This window comes from Gordonia sp. SMJS1, assembly GCF_029866425.1.
Classification (GTDB): Bacteria; Actinomycetota; Actinomycetes; order Mycobacteriales; family Mycobacteriaceae; genus Gordonia; species Gordonia hongkongensis.
The window spans coordinates 4,568,807-4,585,735 of record NZ_CP123381.1 but is presented as its reverse complement, the minus strand read 5'-3'; the positions used below and the strand labels follow the sequence as shown (position 1 = coordinate 4,585,735).

The 16,929-nt window shown below is 66.6% G+C and carries 13 protein-coding genes and 1 pseudogene; 6 read left to right on the top strand and 8 right to left on the bottom strand.

Going from position 1 to position 16,929, the window contains the following annotated elements:
- Positions 1–276: 276 nt before the first annotated feature.
- The 4 genes from QAD21_RS20755 to QAD21_RS20740 all read right to left on the bottom strand — a co-directional run bounded on the left by QAD21_RS20755 (position 277) and on the right by QAD21_RS20740 (position 4,904).
- Entirely contained in the window at positions 277–1,581 is a 1,305-nt protein-coding gene (locus tag QAD21_RS20755; protein WP_247449427.1) for an IS110 family transposase, read from the bottom strand.
- Positions 1,582–1,848: 267 nt separating this feature from the next.
- Positions 1,849–2,988 carry a CoA transferase gene (locus QAD21_RS20750; RefSeq protein ID WP_065632510.1) on the bottom strand — a complete coding sequence of 380 codons (1,140 nt, stop codon included), beginning with the start codon at positions 2,986–2,988 and terminating at the stop codon, positions 1,849–1,851.
- Between the two features lie 42 nt (positions 2,989–3,030).
- Positions 3,031–4,035: a MaoC family dehydratase gene (locus tag QAD21_RS20745; RefSeq protein WP_065632511.1), complete on the bottom strand. Its 1,005-nt coding sequence runs from the start codon at positions 4,033–4,035 to the stop codon at positions 3,031–3,033.
- Entirely contained in the window at positions 4,032–4,904 is an 873-nt protein-coding gene (locus tag QAD21_RS20740) for a CoA ester lyase (RefSeq protein WP_065632512.1), read from the bottom strand. Before QAD21_RS20740 ends, QAD21_RS20745 begins: the two co-directional genes overlap by 4 nt.
- Positions 4,905–5,020: 116 nt before the next feature.
- Here QAD21_RS20740 and QAD21_RS20735 point away from each other — a divergent pair, with 116 nt between their 5' ends.
- The 3 genes from QAD21_RS20735 (at position 5,021) to QAD21_RS20725 (ending at position 7,983) form a co-directional block, all read left to right on the top strand.
- Complete coding sequence (locus QAD21_RS20735; RefSeq protein ID WP_065632513.1) at positions 5,021–6,172, top strand: acyl-CoA dehydrogenase family protein; 1,152 nt, start codon at positions 5,021–5,023, stop codon at positions 6,170–6,172.
- 35 nt (positions 6,173–6,207) lie between these two features.
- Positions 6,208–6,951, top strand: a complete 744-nt coding sequence (locus QAD21_RS20730) for a GntR family transcriptional regulator (protein ID WP_065632600.1) — start codon at positions 6,208–6,210, stop codon at positions 6,949–6,951.
- 126 nt (positions 6,952–7,077) lie between these two features.
- Complete coding sequence (locus tag QAD21_RS20725) at positions 7,078–7,983, top strand: enoyl-CoA hydratase/isomerase family protein (protein ID WP_065632601.1); 906 nt, start codon at positions 7,078–7,080, stop codon at positions 7,981–7,983.
- Here the strand turns inward: QAD21_RS20725 and QAD21_RS20720 are convergent.
- Genes QAD21_RS20720 through QAD21_RS20710 form a run of 3 tightly spaced genes read right to left on the bottom strand, consistent with a single transcriptional unit; the run spans position 7,978 to position 11,098 of the window.
- The gene (locus tag QAD21_RS20720) at positions 7,978–9,324 is read right to left on the bottom strand and encodes an amidohydrolase family protein (RefSeq protein ID WP_065632514.1); all 1,347 of its coding nucleotides are present in this window, start codon (positions 9,322–9,324) and stop codon (positions 7,978–7,980) included. The two genes, QAD21_RS20725 and QAD21_RS20720, sit on opposite strands and share 6 nt — an antisense overlap.
- Positions 9,318–10,493, bottom strand: a complete 1,176-nt coding sequence (locus QAD21_RS20715; RefSeq protein WP_065632515.1) for a CoA transferase — start codon at positions 10,491–10,493, stop codon at positions 9,318–9,320. Before QAD21_RS20715 ends, QAD21_RS20720 begins: the two co-directional genes overlap by 7 nt.
- Positions 10,494–10,543: 50 nt before the next feature.
- The gene (locus tag QAD21_RS20710) at positions 10,544–11,098 is read right to left on the bottom strand and encodes a DoxX family protein (protein ID WP_065632516.1); all 555 of its coding nucleotides are present in this window, start codon (positions 11,096–11,098) and stop codon (positions 10,544–10,546) included.
- Positions 11,099–11,295: 197 nt separating this feature from the next.
- On the opposite strand from QAD21_RS20710, the gene QAD21_RS20705 reads away from it, so the two are divergent.
- The 3 genes and pseudogenes from QAD21_RS20705 to QAD21_RS20695 all read left to right on the top strand — a co-directional run.
- Entirely contained in the window at positions 11,296–14,049 is a 2,754-nt protein-coding gene (locus QAD21_RS20705) for a branched-chain amino acid ABC transporter permease/ATP-binding protein (RefSeq protein ID WP_254661322.1), read from the top strand.
- Positions 14,042–14,806 (top strand): ABC transporter ATP-binding protein, encoded by a 765-nt coding sequence (locus tag QAD21_RS20700; RefSeq protein ID WP_065632518.1) that lies wholly within the window; start codon positions 14,042–14,044, stop codon positions 14,804–14,806. The genes QAD21_RS20705 and QAD21_RS20700 overlap by 8 nt, the downstream gene beginning before the upstream one ends.
- Positions 14,807–15,055: 249 nt before the next feature.
- Positions 15,056–15,190 (top strand): annotated as a pseudogene (locus QAD21_RS20695) (IS3 family transposase); the annotation flags it as partial.
- A gap of 158 nt (positions 15,191–15,348) precedes the next feature.
- On the opposite strand, the gene QAD21_RS20690 reads toward QAD21_RS20695, so the two are convergent.
- Entirely contained in the window at positions 15,349–16,617 is a 1,269-nt protein-coding gene (locus tag QAD21_RS20690) for an ABC transporter substrate-binding protein (RefSeq protein ID WP_065632519.1), read from the bottom strand.
- Positions 16,618–16,929: the final 312 nt, after the last annotated feature.

Below are 16,929 nucleotides of genomic sequence, written 5' to 3'. Positions count from 1 at the left end.
CAGCCTATGAGGGTTTGTGTCAACAGGGTCCTGTGATGGGTGTGGGCGTGGGGGTGTGGCCCGGCGGCCGGTGGTGGCTGCGGGATGGATGATGGTGGGGTTTTGGATGGCCGGGGTCGTTGCCTGGCGCGGGCTCTACCTAGCGGTCAAACGGGTTGGTACCCAACAGCCTTCATTCGAGCTTGGTTCGCGCCGGGGTGGGACTGCTCAGGCTCAGGGTCGGGCTTATGTGCCCAAGGAGCAGCGAGCTTGTCCCGGCCGGAAGGGGTTTAGGGGTCAGGCGGCGGTCCTTTCTACGGGTCGGGTACGGCCGGCAGCGATGTCAGGGTTCCACGGCGTGGCGGTGGTGATGACGACGTATAGCTGCCGCAACAGAGCCGCGGCGATCGCTACCCGGGCCTGGTTGGGGTTGAGGCGGTTTGCTTCTCGGCTGGTCAGGTGCCGATAGCGGGCGGCGTATACCTCGTTGTGGGTCAACGCCGCGAACGCCGCTCGCCAGGCGGCGACCCGCAACAGCGGCCGGCCACGACCGCTGATGCGGGTGGCGCCGCGGTAGGCGCCGGAGGAGTTCTCCCGGGGGCATAGTCCGGCATGTTTGACTACCGCCCGCGCCGAGTCGAAGCGGGTCAGGTCACCGGTTTCGGCGAGGATCGCCGCCACCGAGACCGCCGATACTCCGGGAATGGATCCGGCGAGTTCGTGCAGGCCCAGCCCGGTGAGGACCTCGATCATGGCCGCCTCGACCTGCTCGCAGGCGGTGCGGGCGTGGTGAAAGTCGGCCAAGGCGTAGCGGGCCCGTTCCAGCGCACCGGCCTCGGCGGTGATCGTGGTCTCGGTCTGGACGGCGAAAGCGGCATCGACGATCGCGACCAGGATGCGGGTAGTGACCCGACGCCCACCCCAGCAGGGCAGTTCGGCGCGTACGTGTTCGCGGAGCCACGCCACCGCCTGTTCCCGGCTGCCCTGGGCGGTCAACGTTTCCGGGGTGCAACCGATGACGGCCATCGCGGCCAGCCAGGTCACCGATTTGAACGGTTGCCCGGCGCAGTCAAGGGCGTGGGGCCAGGCGCCTTCGAGGAGGTCGCGGGCTTGTTGCTGCGCCGCACCACGGCGGGTGAGTTGCTGGGATCGGCGTACGCCGAGGTGACGTAGCCGGGTCCATTGCTCGTCGGCGTGTTCGGGCAGATAGATATGAAGTTGGGTGGTCAGCCGTGCGATCAGCAGGGCGTCTTTGTCATCGGATTTGTCGTGGGTGAAGTCTTCGGTCTCTCGGGCCCGTGCCACCGCGATCGGCTGCACACACACCATCTGCACCCCGACCGCCGCGGTCAGGTCTCGGACCGTTTTCCAGCGATGCCCGGTCGGTTCACACGCGATGACGATGCCGGCAAACCCGGCAGCGGTAGCGGCGGTACGGCTCCACTCGATCGCGGTGGCCAACTGCGGTGGCGCGCAGTGAAAAGTTCTGCGCGCCACGATGCGGGAGTCGTGATCGACCACAGCGACAACTTGCTTTTTCGACGCCAGATCAATCGCTGCGACCGCGTAGTCACGGCGCACGATGCCCCGGAACTTGCTCAACCGATCGTTGCGACGCTTGTCTCCACGACTCAAACGACTAGCCTTAGACATTGACATCCTCCTTTTGTGGTTGGGATAACCAAGCCCCTTATGACCACATCAGGAGGATGTCCCAGTTACCAGCCCTTCCAGCTATTACTAGGAGCGCCCGGAGCTTGCGGAGGGCGCGTCACGAAGGGTCCCGTAACGTGTCTCGCCAGACCCTTCGTGACGCTCGCAAGCTCGCTCCTCAGCTCAGGGAGCGGAGGGGTCACAGGTGAACGACCTTCAGAACCCCGTCGACGAGCCCAGGTCCGGGGCCGGCCCGGCGAAGTAGTGCTCACCGTCGAAAATGGCCGGCAGGCCGGCGGCCAGGTAGGTGCCGATGCCGGGCTGCTCCAGCTCGGTGAAGAGCGGATTGCGCTGCAGAACACCTGATTCGACGACCTCGTCAAAAGTCCGGTAACGCTCCCAGAGCACGGAGGTCTGCGCCAGCGCGGCCTCGACCTCGACAGACGTGTGTCGCGCGAACCACGCCGCGAACAGCGGTGTGAGGACACCGCGGTGAATGTACCGGTCGTCCTCCCTGACGAAGTCCGCTCCCAGCGCCCGTTCGACGGCCGCGACCGCCTCGCCGGTCCCGGTCATCTCGACCAGCCCGCGGAAATGCCGCGGGGTCAGGGCGACGAGCATGAAGCGAGAGTCATCCGCGGTGACGAAATCGGTTCCGTAGGTGCCGTATACGTCGTTCCCGGTGGCCGGTCGGGTGTCGCCACTCAGCTGCGGTTCGGTGAGATAGCCGAGCGTCCCGGCGATGGCGAGAGCGGTGTCCTCCAGGGGCAGGGTGATCTGCGCCCCCATCCCGTTCTGGTCGCGGCGCCGGACGGCGGCCGTGATCGCCAGTGCGGCATAGAGGCCGCACGCGACATCCCACGCCGGCAGTACGTGATTGACGACGCCGGCGTAGTCGGTGGGGCCGGTGATCGACGGGAATCCGAGTGCCGCGTTGACTGTGTAGTCGACTCCGGGAGTGCCGTCGGTCCGGCCGAGCAGTTCCAGGGTGATGACGTCGGAGCGCCGCGCCGACAGCGTCTCGTGACTCATCCACGACCGTCCGCCCGCGTTGGTGACCAGGATTCCGCCGCCCGGCCCGCTGTCGATGACAAGATCCTGGATCATTCGCTGTCCCTGGGGGTCACGGAAGTCGACGGTGACGGACTTCTTGCCGCGGTTGAGCCCGGTCCAGTAGATCGAGTTGCCGTCATCGGTGACCGGCCAGCGGTTGATGTCGGCGGCCCCGCCGATTGGGTCGACCCGGATCACCTCGGCGCCGAGCTGCGACAGGGTCAGGCCGCACAGGGGTGAGGCGACGAAGCTCGACACCTCCACGACGCGGAGGCCTTCGAGCGGACGGGGATGCGAGCTCATGCGCGGAAACTCCTGGAGTGGAATGGGGGATTCGGCAGACGATCAGGCCATCAGGACGCGGAAACGCCAGTCGAGGACCTCGCGATCGGAGTCGTCGCCGTGTGCGACGACGGTGGAGCGCAGGCGCAGGACGCCGCCGGCGGCGAGCGGCGTCGCCTCCTCGACGAGGATCGTCGAACTGAGGGTGTCGCCCTCGTGCACCGGTCCGGTGTGGTCGCACGAATCCCAGCCGGTCACCGTCACCAGGTTCGGCAGCGCCCGGTTCGCCTGCGCGAGGGCCAGTCCGATGGTGTGCCCGCCGTAGACCAGCCGACCGCCGGCGGCCGCACCGGCCACCCGCTCGTCGTGGTGGGTGGCTGCGATGTTCAGCGAGAGCCGGGCGAGTTCGGGTGCGCTGGACACCACGTCGGCGCTGGAGGAGAAGGCGCGTCCGGCAAACTCGGATGAGAAATGTTGTCCGCGTGCGGATTCGCGATAGGTGTCGAGGTCCCATTCGGGGATGAACGGTTGCGCATCGTCTCCCGGTCCGATGGTGCTCAGGTCGTCAGCGTGCACGGTCCGCCCGGGATCGGCGTCGGGTGACAACGGCAGCATCGCGCACCGGTAGAAGTCGAGGACGGTGACGCCGGTCTGATCGGTGGTGACCATGTGGAGCGCGGCGAGCCCGGTCGGCGCACGTCCTGGCTTCGGTGTGTTCTCGCGCAGCCCGACCACTTCGGTGACGGTCGTCAACGTGTCGCCGATCCGGGGGTGGCTCAGGAACCGCAGGCCGCGGTAGAAGAGGTTCGCCTTCACGTGGTGGGTGGCCAGCGTGGATTGACCGATCGCGACGTCGGTGACCAGGCCGGGATGGGCGAGGACGCCACCCACCACGCGATCCGAGAGATGGGCGTCGAGCGAGAGTCGAAGGCGGTCACCGAGAATCGCTTGGTGCGTCGCGGCGAGACCGGATGTCAACGTGAGCGACGGCGCGTCGTCGAACAACTGTCCATGGGACAGTTCGTCGAAGAACGGGCCGCCCACGGCGACCGGCTCGGACGCGCTCATTCGGACGCAGCCTTGGCGAGGACGCGCCGCGCGGAGACGGCGAGCGCCTCGTCGAGCATTCGGCCGTCGAGCTCGGCCGCACCGGCACCCGCGGCGGCTGCCTGCTCGAGTGCGTCGAGCACCCGTCGTGCGTCCTCCACGGCGGCGGCGTCCGGGGTGAAGATGTCGATGGCGGACTGCAGTTGAGCCGGATGGATCACCCAGGTGCCGTCGAAGCCGAGGTCGCGGACCCAGCGCTTGGCGTCGCGGAAGGTGTCGTCGTCGGCGATCGTCAGATGCGGTCCGTCGATGACGTCCACGCCGGCCGCGCGCGCGGCGAGCAACACCGAGTCCTGGACGACGTGCCACGTCCGCATCGGCAGGTCGGGGCTGCGTCCCAATGATGCGGCGAGATCGGCGTAACCGATGAGGACGGCATCGAGCCGGTTTGTGGCCGCGCAGATGGCGCCGGCGTCACGGATGCCGCGCGGTGATTCGAGCAACGCCTGCAGGCGGACCGACGCTCGGCCGAGCTGCTCGTCGGCCGACCGGAGGTCGGCGGGCGAGTCGGCCTTCGGCAGCACCACCGACGTCAGGTTCGGCATCTGGGCGCAGGCGGCGAGATCGGCGCCGGCCCAAGGCGTGTCGATCGCGTTGATGCGCAACGAGATCGCGCGGTCGGCGCCGAACTCGGCGACCAGGTCGGCGGCCGCTGCGCGTGCGGAGTCCTTGTTCGCCGGGGTCACCGCGTCCTCGAGGTCGAGCACGACCTCATCGGCGATCGAAGCCAGCGCCTTGCGGGCCTTGCGGTCGTCGGAGGCGGGCGCGACCAGGACGGCTCGTCTTCTCTGCACGGTTGCTCCAGGGGTCGAGATCAAATGTGCGGCCATATGTGATGCGGTTCCGGTTGTATCAGACCGCGCCGAGCTTTGGGAAGTGTTGACAGGTCCGACGGGGATCGACAAAATGGCCGTACAAATCCGCCGTAGATCGTAGGGGCACCGTCATGAGCTCACTTTCCGCCGAAGAGGCATTCCTGGTCGACACTGTGCGGTCCTTCGTCGACCGCGAGGTGAAGCCGTCGGTCCAGGAGGTCGAGCATGCCAACGAATATCCCGAGAAGTGGATCGAGCAGATGAAGCAGATCGGCATCTACGGGCTGGCGGTGCCCGAGGAGTTCGGCGGTTCGCCGGTGTCGATGCCGTGCTATGCGCAGGTCACCCAGGAACTCGCGCGCGGCTGGATGAGTCTGGCCGGCGCGATGGGTGGGCACACGGTTGTCGCGAAGTTGTTGACGCTGTTCGGCACCGACGAGCAGAAGCTCGAGTACCTGCCGCGGATGGCGACCGGTGAACTGCGCGCCACCATGGCGCTCACCGAACCGGGCGGCGGGTCGGATCTGCAGGCGATGTCGACCGTGGCGAAGACCGATGGCGACGAGCTGGTCATCAACGGTGCGAAGACCTGGATCAGCAACGCCCGGCGTTCCGGGCTGATCGCGCTGATGTGCAAGACCGATCCCGGCGCGCAGCCGCGCCACAAGGGCATCTCGATCGTGCTCGTCGAACACGGACCCGGGCTGACCGTGTCACGCGACCTGCCCAAGCTCGGCTACAAGGGTGTCGAGAGCTGCGAGCTGTCCTTCGACGGTTACCGCATCCCGCAGACGGCGATCCTGGGCGAGGTGCCCGGCAAGGGATTCGGTCAGATGATGAAGGGCTTGGAGACCGGTCGAATCCAGGTCGCCTGCCGAGCGCTGGGCGTCGCGACCGCGGCACTCGAGGACTCGCTCGCCTACGCGCAGCAGCGGGAATCCTTCGGACAGCCGATCTGGAAGCATCAGTCGATCGGCAACTATCTCGCCGACATGGCGACCAAGCTCACCGCAGCGCGCCAGCTGACCTGGCACGCGGCCGAACAGTACGACCGGGGTGAGCGCTGCGACATGGAGGCGGGGATGGCCAAGCTCTACGCCTCCGAGGTGGCGATGGAAATCGCCCTGAACGCCGTCCGCATCCACGGTGGTTACGGGTACTCCACCGAGTTCGACGTCGAGCGATACTTCCGGGACGCGCCCCTGATGATCGTCGGCGAGGGCACCAACGAGATCCAACGCAATGTCATTGCGGCACAACTCGTGTCGCGCGGCGGGATCTGAGCGGCACGCCGTCGTCCGGCGGGAGAGTGGGTTTCATGCGCGAGTCCGAGCAGTCCGCACCTGCGTACAAGACGTTGGCCGCGGAACTGCGCGAGCACATCGTCGCGGGCAGATACGCCGGCGGTGTGCGGCTGCCGACCGAATCCGAGCTCTCCCAGGAGTACGGGCTCAGCCGGCAGACCGTCCGCCGCGCGTTCCTCGAATTGGTGAGCGAGGGCTCGGTGTACCGCGTGCCCGGCCGGGGAACGTTCGCGACCGAGACCGCGGGTCAGTACCTGCGCCAGCTGGGTTCGATCGAGGACCTCATGAACCTGTCGACGGACACCGAGATGCAGGTGCTCGAATCACCCTCGCGCCGCGTGGATCTCGAGGCAGCGGGTCGCCTGCGACTGGACACCGACGTGGTGTACCGCATCGTCTTCCAGCGATTCCACGACGGTGTCCCTTTCGTCGTGACCACCGTGTGGTGGCCGGAGTCGGTCGCACGCCTGGTGATCGACGCCCCCGAGGTCGAGGCCGGAGCGCGCAGTGACCACACGATGATCGGCCTGCTCGAACCGCATCTGGCGCACCCGATCGAGGAGTGCGCGCAATCGATCACCGCCACCGTCGCCGACGCCGAGACCGCTGCCCGCCTCGGCTGCCCCGTGGGGCACACGGTGCTGCGCGTCGACCGGTTGTACACCGATTCACGCGGCCGCGCAGTCGAACTCGCGGTCAGTTACTTCCTCCCCGAGCACTACACCTATCGGGTGACGCTCCGCCGCAGCGGGCTCTGACCGGGTGCGCATCTCCGACCGCGTTCGGTCTAGGATTCTGCCGTGACACATGTCCTGACGATCTTGGATCTCACCGATGCGGATGTTCCGACTGAGCACTGGCGGCTTTCCGGACCCACCGTCGGCGTGTGCAGAAGCGGCGTCATCGGCTCCGACCGCGCAGACAGGGTGGTGGACCGGGCGACCTTCACCCTCACCGACACACCGTCCGACGATCGACGGCTGGTGTACACCGCCGACATCGAGGGCACCATCGCCGTGCTCACCGACAGGATCTCGGCGCATCCGGTGGCGGCGTCTGTGGGCGACGACGTGTTACGTGCAGTGTCGGATGCCGGCAGTACCGTCAGCGGGTTGATCACCGAGTCGCTGGCCTATTCGGCGCTGCAGGCCGGGACCGAATTCACGGATTGGCTGGCGTCTCAGGGCAGCCGTCGGCGTCACCAGCAGGACGACGCCGTGGTCCTCACGCGCGAGGACTCGCACCTCGACATCGTCTTCAATCGGGGGGACCGGCACAACGCGTTCAGCGACGTGTTGCGGGCGGGCCTGATCGACGGCTTGACCGTGGCGCTCGCGGACACCTCGATCGAGTCCGTGAGGTTGAGCGGCCGGGGCCGGTCGTTCTGCAGCGGCGGTGACCTCGCCGAGTTCGGGTTGTTCGCGGATCCGGCCAATTCGCACCTGGCGCGTACTCGGCACAGTCCCGCGCTTCTCCTCGACGCACTGACCAGCCGGCTGGGCACCGCCTGCCGAGCCGATGTTCATGGTGCCGTGCTCGGCAGCGGGTTGGAGATGGCAGCGTACTGCGGGTTCATCACGGCTCGACCGGACGCGCGGTTTGGACTACCGGAACTCGAGCTCGGCCTGGTTCCCGGTGCCGGGGGAACGCTGAGCGTTCAACGCCGTATCGGCCGATGGCGGACGGCCTACCTGCTCATGACCGGACGTCGTATCGACGCGACGACCGCTCTCCAATGGGGATTGGTCGACCACGTGGACGAACTGCCGGCCCCGTCGCCGGCTTCATGAGGCCGCGTACCGAAGGTGTCCGTCGACGACGGTGGCTGCGACCAGATCTGCCGACAGTTCGGCGAGCACGTCGTCGGGTCCGGCGGACATGAGGCACAGGTCTGCCCGATCCCCCGTACGAAGATCCCGCGTATTCGCCGGCGTGTGCAGGTCGCCGAGGAACATCGCCAGGGCGGCAGCTGCACCGACACGTTCATCTGGGCACAGGAGTTTTCCCGATCTGGTCCGCCGATCTCTGGCAGCACGCATGGCGGCCCACGGGTCGAGGTCCCCGAAGGGCGCATCCGTGCTACCGGCGATCGGCACCCCCGACCGACGAAGGCCGGCCACCCTCCACAACTCGTGATGCTCCGCCGGGGGTACCTCGCGGAGGTACTCATCTCCGCGTTCGGCCACGAAATTCGGCTGCGTCACCACGGTCACCCCGAGATCCGCGAGGTCGTCGATCACATCGTCGGGCACCATCGCCGCGTGTTCGATTCGGTCGCCCGCGCGCACACCCGCGCTCCGGAATGCCGACAGCGTGACGACGAGTTGCACGACAGTCACGCAGTGCAGGGCCACCGCGTAACCGTGCTCATGTCGCTCCGCGACCCAGGACGTCAACTCGTCGAGATCGAGTGTGCTGTCGTCGAGAATCCGTTTGACCGGACCGAACTCCAACCGTGAGTAGTGTCGTCCACCGTGCTGCGACATGACCATCACCCGCTGGGGGAGTCGTTCCTCACGTACGGCGGTGTCGAGTGCGTCGAGGTCGGCGGCACCGAGATCCGGGGTCGCTTCGGTGATCCCGGTGACGCCGAACCTGGCGAGCCGGACTCCCAGTGGTGTGAAATCCGTCGGACCGTCTGCGGTCACGGCAGCAAAGGTGTTGTCCTGGCGAAAGAATCGGCCGGTGGGATGATCCGGCCACCCGAGGGCGATGAGGCCTGGCGTGTTGACGATCCACATCGCACCGCTGCGATGCTGGATTCGGACCGGTGCGCGGGCGAACAGTTCGTCGAGGCGATGACGGTCCAATTCCCCTGCAACGCTGTCGTGATAACCAACAGCGCGGATCCAGCCGTCGTCGCGGGGTCGAGAACGGCCGAGAGCCTCGGCGAGTTGTTGCGGTGTGGCCACCTGTTGTGGGCCGACGGACACCGACTGCAGCGCAGCCACCGCCGCCCGGAGGTGTAGATGGTGATCATGTAATCCGGGAAGCAGAGTGCCGCCCCGGAGATCGAGGACCGGCTCGTCGTCCCCCGGCTCGAGGTGGACCGCGACGTCGGTCAGGCGTCGGTCGGTGATGCGTACCGCGACCGGCTCACCCGAGAGTCGCTGCGCCCCGGTGATCAGCATCTGGGACCTCGACGTTCATCGACGAGACGCAGAACCTCGTTGTCGCCGATCGTCTCGAAACCGGAACCGATTCGGGGAGCGGTGGGCGGCGTCACGGCGACGGTCACCCGCTCGGTGTCCTCGAGTACGGGGCACCCGGCGTACTTGGCGGCGACGCCGGCCATCGACACGTCGATTATCTCCCCGCCACCGCGGGCGAGCGACTGCACCACCGCAGTCGCTGCTTCCAGTCCGGTCAAGGGGTCGGCGATCGCGTCCCCGCAGAACACCGGCCCACGAGTGCCCCGGCCGACGAGTCCGCCGGCAACTGCGGCATCGTCGCCGAACGCGACGCGGTTCACCATCCCGGTAGCGCGACCGTAACCGGTGATCCGCACCCATACCCGCCCGGCGCGCGGCGACCTGGTGGACGCGTCCAGCCCGGCGTGTTCGAGAGCGCGCGGGCGGGAGGCCTCGATGACCACGTCCGCGACATCGAGCAACCCCGCGAGCCCAACCGCCCGGTGGCTCAATTGTGTGGTGTAGAACTGCTTTCCGCTGTTCATCCAGGCGAAGAAGTCGGGGTTTCCGGCTCGCGACCCATCGGGACGTTCGGGGCTCTCCACCTTGATCACGGTCGCACCGAGCTGTTGCAGAAGGTGACCGCACAACGGTCCCGCCCACATCGCGGACAGGTCCACCACCAGCAGCGACGGCGGGCGGGTGGCCTGCTGAGCGGGCCATGCCCTGACGATGTCGACGGGGGACGAACTCACCGATCCCAATGCGGCGGCGGGTATCTCGAGCAACTGCGCACGATCGACGACGTCGTCGACGTGAAGATGCGGCAACGCCTCGGCCAGTGCCTGCCACGGACTGTCGATCGGATCGTCCCGCGCGAAAAGCGCTTGCAGTGAGTCGATGTCGCTCGCCCGCGAGAGCGTCATCGCGATCCATCCATCGCGACACCGCATGAGACGGGAGCTGCCGCCCGCGGACTGTTGTCCGGCGCGGGAGCTGCCCATCAAGGCCGCCCGGCCGGTCAGCAGTTCGCCGACATCAGCGCCGAACACGTCGGCGAGCATGTCGGCCCGCGCCATGATCGGCGCGCGGGAGTAGTCAGGAGCTTCCGGTTCGCCGGTCAGGTAGGCCATACCGCTGCTGGCCCATCGCTGCGCGTGTGTCCCCATGTCGGCGCTTTTTCCCTCCGCTGCCCGCGGTCCGCCGGGACCGGCTGTGGTCAGTTCGACGAGGGGGTCGGCGTCTGTGGGTCAGCCCCTGTCGCCTGCGGTGGCCGGTGGAACACCGCGAGTTGCGCTGCCGCTGCCGCGAGCCCGACGCCCGCCGCGAGAGCGGCAGCTCGTCCCGAGCTGAGTCTCGAGTCCAGGCCTATGGCCCGGTCCACGCTGTAGTGGCCAGGCCCCAAGGCGGCCAACGCAATTGCTGCGACCGACAGATTGGCGACGTACTCCCAGCCCTCGGATGTGATGAAGAAGCCGTTGGGCAGGTGGACCGAACGTGCGGCGACGGCCATGGTCCCGACGACCGCGGCGGCCGCTACCGGGGTGGCCGCGCCGGCGACGATGGCGGCTCCCGCACCGACCTCCACCACCGCAGAGGCCTTCGCCTGGAGCGTGGGTTGCCGGAAACCGATCGACCGGAACCAGCCCGCGGTGCCTTCGATGCTGCGGCCGTGTTTGGTTCCGTGAGCGATCATCGTGCCCCCGATGGCACCTCGGAGAAGGAGTTGGACCGGAGTGAGGTCCGAGGCCGGCTTGGTGAACAGACGTGACATGACTTGCTCCATTCGGGTTCTTGTGGCAGCGAGCATAGCTGCTCGCTGCGTCGCGCAATTCGCCCCGCGTGACCCGCCCCGCAATGTGAGATGCGTCAATTCGGGCAGAGGGGGTGACGTACATCGCAGTTTGATCTAACATCACTGTCACCTTTGACCGCACAGCCGTGAGGATTGGCGTCTCTATGCAACATCTGGTGTTCTTGTTACTGGGGTTAGGTAACGGAGCGGTTTTCGGCGCACTGGCGCTGGCGGTCGTCCTCACCTACCGCAGTTCCGGCGTCGTCAACTTCGCGACGGGCGCCATCGCGTTGTACACCGCGTACACATACGCGTTCCTGCGCGAGGGTGAGTTGCTCATCCTGATCCCGGGGCTCCCCAACACGATCGACCTCGGCGGGCCGATCGGGATGTGGCCCGCGATCGCGATCTCGCTCGTGATCGCAGCTGCCCTGGGGCTCGTCCTGTACCTGCTCGTCTTCCGGCCATTGCGGACCTCACCCCTGGTGGCCCGCGCAGTCGCCGCTCTTGGTATCTCCCTCTTGATCGCGGGACTGGTGGCGCAGAAGCTGGGTACCGATCCGGTTTCGGTGGAACCGATCTTCCCGACTGACGTCTGGCAGTCCGGCGAGCTCCAGCTGTCTGCTGATCGGTTCTTCTTCGCGCTGACGATCGTGGTGCTGGCGATCGTGCTGGCTCTGGCCTTCCGCTACACGAAGTTCGGCCTGGCCACTCGTGCGTCGGCCGAGACCGAGCGAGGTGCTTATGTCAGCGGCATCTCGCCCGACCGGATCGCTGCCTACAACTGGATGCTTAGTTCGGCGGTGGCGGGTCTGGCCGGAATCCTGATTGCACCCATCGTCCCGTTGGTGCCGGTTGCTTACACGCTGTTCATCGTCCCGGCTCTGGCCGCCGCGATCCTGGCTCGCTTCGATCTCGTCGTGGTCGCGGTACTGGCTGGTCTGGCCGTGGGTATGCTTCAGTCCGAAGCGCAGTATCTGGCAACCCAATTCGACTGGCTGCCGTCCGTGGGCCTGCCGGATCTTGTGCCGCTGATCCTGATCCTGGCCGTCCTTCTGATCCGTGCGAAGCCGCTGCCGACCCGCGGTGCGATCATCCTGCAGACCCTCGGCAGGGCGCCGAGACCGAACCATGTGGCGTCCACCGCGGTGGTGATGACGATCATCGGGGTCCTGGCGCTCGTGTTGCTCGACGAACGGCTGCGCACGGGGCTGATAGTCAGCTTAGTCATGGCCATCATCGCGTTGTCCTCGGTGGTCGTCACCGGCTACGCGGGTCAGGTCTCCCTCGCCCAGCTGACTATCGCCGGTGTCGCGGGCTTCCTACTCGGGCCGATCGCCAACACGTTCCATCTACCGTTCCCGATCGCCCCTGTCGTGGCCGCGTTGTGTGCGGCTGCGCTCGGCGTACTGATCGGGTTGCCCGCGCTACGGATTCGAGGACTCACCGTGGCCGTGGTGACCCTTGCGATGGCGTTCGCAGTCGAAGCGATCTGGTTCCGTAACGTCGACATCGTCGGAGCCTCGGGGGTCAGGGCGCCCGAACCCAGCCTGTTCGGTTGGGATCTGGGTATCGGACAAGGTCTGGACTACCCGCGGGTCACATTCGGCGTCCTGGTGCTGCTCGTGCTCGTGGGGGTCGCCGTATTCGTCGCCCTGCTCCGGCGGAGTCGGCTCGGCGCCGAGATGCTGGCGGTCCGTGCGAATGAGAGATCCGCTGCGGCTGCCGGTGTCAGTGTCGTCCGCGTGAAGATCCTGGCCTTCGCGATCGGTGCGTTCATCGCCGGCATCGGCGGGTCGCTCCTGGCTTACCAGCAGCAGACCGTGACGTTCAACTCCTATGCCGCGATGGGTGGTGTCGCCCTGTTCGCGACTGTCTATCTGACCGGAATCACCTCGGTGTCCGGCGGTGTGCTGGCCGGCCTCACGGCCGCCAACGGTCTGCTGTTCATCGTCGTCGACGAGCTGTGGTCGGTCAGCGGCTGGTATGTGGTGATCTCCAGTGTGTTGCTGATCTTCACCGTGATCCTGAATCCCGAGGGAATCGTCGGACCGGCCCACACCTTGTTGGCCACGCGCCGCGCAGCGGCTATCCCGGATACGAGCGAGCCGGCAGCGGACGCGGACGCAGGGTCCGATGCCCGGGCAGTGGGGCCGTCGACACGAGCGCGGGTCGTCGATCGGTCGGCGGAGCCTGAACTCGTCCTGGCCGACGTCTCGGTGAAATACGGTGGTGCGGTGGCTCTGTCAGAGGTCTCGCTCGCGATCCCGAAGGGCGCTCTGGTGGGCCTGATCGGTCCGAACGGTGCCGGCAAGACCACGCTGATGGACGCGATCACCGGATTCGCCGAGTACACCGGCGACGTGACACTGGCGGGCGCGTCGTTGAGTGAACTCGCGCCGCACAACCGGATTCGCGCCGGCCTCGGCCGTACCTTCCAGGCCATCGAGCTGTACGACGACCTGAGCGTGACCGAGAACGTCAAGGTCGGTCGCACCGCCGCGGTCCACCGTCCCGACGCCAAGGCCGAACACGGCGACCTCGGTCATCTGTCGGAGGTCTTCGACCTCCTCGGCATCAGCGACATCGCCGAGCGGCCGGCAGGCGAACTGTCGCAGGGACAGCGGCAGCTGGTCTCAATCGCTCGCGCGCTGGCGGGCTCACCCAACCTGCTGCTGCTCGACGAGCCGGCGGGTGGTCTCGACAGTACCGAGAGTCGTTGGCTCGGAGAGCGACTCCGCAAGATACAGGACAGCGGGATCACCATCCTGATGGTCGACCACGACATGGATCTCGTGTTGAACGTCTGCGACGAAGTGCATGTCCTCAACTTCGGCGAACTCATCGCCTCCGGTACTCCGGCGGAGATTCGGGCGAATCGAACCGTTGCCACCGCATACCTAGGAAAAGAGGCTCAGGTCCATGGCTGACGTGAATACGGTCGACACCGTCAACGACTCCGACGCCGCCGTGCCCACGGGAGTCCCGATCCTGGAGTGCCGGGAGGTGACGGCCGGCTACGGCTCGGTCCGGGTGGTGCGCGATGTCGGCTTCTCGCTCCAGGAGGGTTCGGTGCTCGCGATCCTCGGCCCGAACGGGGCGGGGAAATCCACTCTGATGAACACGCTGGCCGGCCTGTTGCCACGCAAGGGAGGGGAGGTCATCGTGGAGGGCAAAGAGCTGCGCAGTGGTCGTCCCGCGGAGGCCAATCGGCATGGCCTGGTGCTGGTTCCGGACGACCGGGCTCTGTTCACCTCGCTGACCGTGCGCGAGAACCTGGCGATCGCCAAACGGTCCGGTGGATTCGGTGTGGACGAGGCCATAGAGCTGTTCCCGGCCCTGGGCAAACGCATCAAGGTCAGCGCGGGGTCTCTGTCGGGTGGCGAGCAGCAGATGCTCGCTGTGGCCCGTGCGCTGACCCAGAATCCGCGGGCGCTGCTGATCGATGAGATGAGCATGGGTCTGGCCCCGGTCATCGTCGAAGAGCTGCTCCCGGTCGTCCGTCGTATCGCCGATGAGACGAATGCTGTCGTGGTGCTGGTGGAGCAGCATGTGCAGCTGGCTCTCGAGGTGGCCGACGAGGCGCTCGTGATCGTGCATGGCGGTGTCCGTCTGCGCGGCCGGGCAAGTGAGATGGCCAAGAATCCGGCACTTCTCGAGCAGGCGTACCTGGGCGAGGCCGTCTGATCTGACCCCGCTCTGCCGGTCACTTCCGCCGTGTGGGGGGTGACTGGCATCGTCGTGTCCGCGGCTGGTGCGGTGAGCGAGTCCGGGCCGGTGAACCGTCCTGGGGCTGGTGGAGGCCGTGATCCCATCGGGAGAATGCCGGTATGGTGCACCGAGGAACTGTGATCCAGAGACGCGTGAGCGGGCTGGCAGGATGTATCACGACCGCCTCACCGAGCACGGTGTGCAGACCGTCGGAGTCACCCGCGAAAACATCGCACGATCACGACCCGGCGCGATGATCGCGCGCCGCGGCACCCCGATCTGGTAGAGCGGGAGCGGCCATCGCCGGCCAGGCCGGATCAGTGGGGGGTGGCTGACCTCACCTGCTGGTGGACCCTGGCAACCACGCGACTCCGGCTTGGCTGGATCGATCGGCACCGGGTAGATCACGGTGGCCTACCGGCGCAGCCCGGACGACGGGAGACGAATGGTGAAATGCGTCGGCCGCCATCCCTTGCGAGGATGACGGCCGACGCCGGGTCGTACTGGTCGGTCAGGGCTCAGGCGCCGGGTGTGTCGTAGAGCGAGGGATCGACGGTCACCTTCTGATAATCGGTGAGTTCGCCGTTCTTGGTCGCCTTGGCGAGGAGGCCGTCGGCGCTGCAGATGTTGGGGGAGATGGGGAGCTGTTCTCCGTTGCACTGGAACATGAGTCCGTTGGTCAGCGGATACTCGGTCGGCGGTGCCGTCTTCATGGCTGCCATGACGGTCTCCGCCGTCGGGTCGGTGACCTTTGCCGCGTTGAGTGCCTTGATCATGCCGAGCATCGGAGCGTAACCGACCGACGAGAGATTCCCGAACTTCGCGCCGTCACCGTACTTGGCGAGAACTGCTGAATAGAGTTGCGAGTCGGGGGCATCCGGGCTCAGATCGAGTGTGGTGGCGACGTTGATGCCCTCGTAGCCGTTGGGGATCGAGCTCCCCCCACCGATCGTCAGGCACCGATCGATCGCGAAGATCGGAGCATTCGGCTTGGTTGTCTTGATCGCCTTGAAGGCGCTGGTGCAGAAGCTGTCGTTACCGATCACGAAGAAGTTGTCGGCGTCACCGCCGGCCGCGCTGATCTGCGGTGTCATGTCTGCGGTGCCCGGCGGGATGCCGACCACACTGAAGTCGAGGCCGGCGTTGCCCCAGATCAGCGATCCGATCTGGCGGGTGGGTCCCTCGGCGCCGGGGACGCCGATGGCGATGCCGACGGTGTTCTTCAGCCCCTCGTCCTTTGCCGCCGTCGCCGAGCTCGCGAAGTAGGCGGTGCCGTTCGTCAGCAAGTACACGCCCGGCGCGCTGAGGCCCTTCTGGGTGGTGCCACTGTGAACCACCAGCGGGATCTTGGCTGGCGACAGGACGTCGATGAGGTGGTCCAGTTCACCTGGAGTGGGACCGACCACGGCGGCGGCACCGGCCTGCACCATCTGGTTGGCGCAGTCGGCGGCGGCGGCGGGTTGAGCCAACGCTTCGCACGACTTGACCTCGATGGGATGACCACCGATTCCGCCGAGGTACTCGTTGGCGTAATCGGCCGCGGCGACGGCGCCACGGATCTCGTCGCTGACGTCGATGGCCTGCGACTTCCCGTCGCTGATGAACCCGATGGTGATCGGTGTACCGGTGGCCTTGTTCGGGGTGCCCAGCACCGACTCATTGGCTGAGGGCTCCGCGGCGGAGTCGCCACCGTCATCCGAGCCGCCACAGGCGACCATGCCCGCGGTGAGGATGACCGACAGGAGGGTCGTGGTGATGAACCGCCGGCCGGTCCTTGATTTCGTCATGCTGTGCTCCTGAGTTCGGGACGAGGGATTCCGCCCGCAGATGGGTTTCTCGACTGAGCGTCGTACCGGACTCCGCGTCGATGGAGGGTGAGTCATAAAAAGTACGGACTGTCAGATGAGACACGTTGATACTGGACTATGGCGCGGGTCACTCCCAGCATTCCCGCCGTATGTTACCTAATCGTTACCGTAGAGTCTGGAATAAAGCGAGCTAGAACCCAGAAAAGCCATTGTCAAGCGAGGATGGTGAGCCCGCTTGAGCATGGTCGGCGTCTGACGGAGTAATGATCACTTCGTCAGAAATATGTGACG

Coding starts and splice junctions, on each gene's coding strand:
- QAD21_RS20750 (WP_065632510.1), bottom strand. CDS start 2,988: ATGAGCTCGCATCCCCGTCCGCTCGAAGGCCTCCGCGTCGTGGAGGTG.
- QAD21_RS20735 (WP_065632513.1), top strand. CDS start 5,021: ATGAGCTCACTTTCCGCCGAAGAGGCATTCCTGGTCGACACTGTGCGG.
- QAD21_RS20730 (WP_065632600.1), top strand. CDS start 6,208: ATGCGCGAGTCCGAGCAGTCCGCACCTGCGTACAAGACGTTGGCCGCG.
- QAD21_RS20690 (WP_065632519.1), bottom strand. CDS start 16,617: ATGACGAAATCAAGGACCGGCCGGCGGTTCATCACCACGACCCTCCTG.
- QAD21_RS20710 (WP_065632516.1), bottom strand. CDS start 11,098: ATGTCACGTCTGTTCACCAAGCCGGCCTCGGACCTCACTCCGGTCCAA.
- QAD21_RS20740 (WP_065632512.1), bottom strand. CDS start 4,904: ATGGCCGCACATTTGATCTCGACCCCTGGAGCAACCGTGCAGAGAAGA.
- QAD21_RS20720 (WP_065632514.1), bottom strand. CDS start 9,324: ATGCTGATCACCGGGGCGCAGCGACTCTCGGGTGAGCCGGTCGCGGTA.
- QAD21_RS20715 (WP_065632515.1), bottom strand. CDS start 10,493: ATGGGGACACACGCGCAGCGATGGGCCAGCAGCGGTATGGCCTACCTG.
- QAD21_RS20745 (WP_065632511.1), bottom strand. CDS start 4,035: ATGAGCGCGTCCGAGCCGGTCGCCGTGGGCGGCCCGTTCTTCGACGAA.
- QAD21_RS20700 (WP_065632518.1), top strand. CDS start 14,042: ATGGCTGACGTGAATACGGTCGACACCGTCAACGACTCCGACGCCGCC.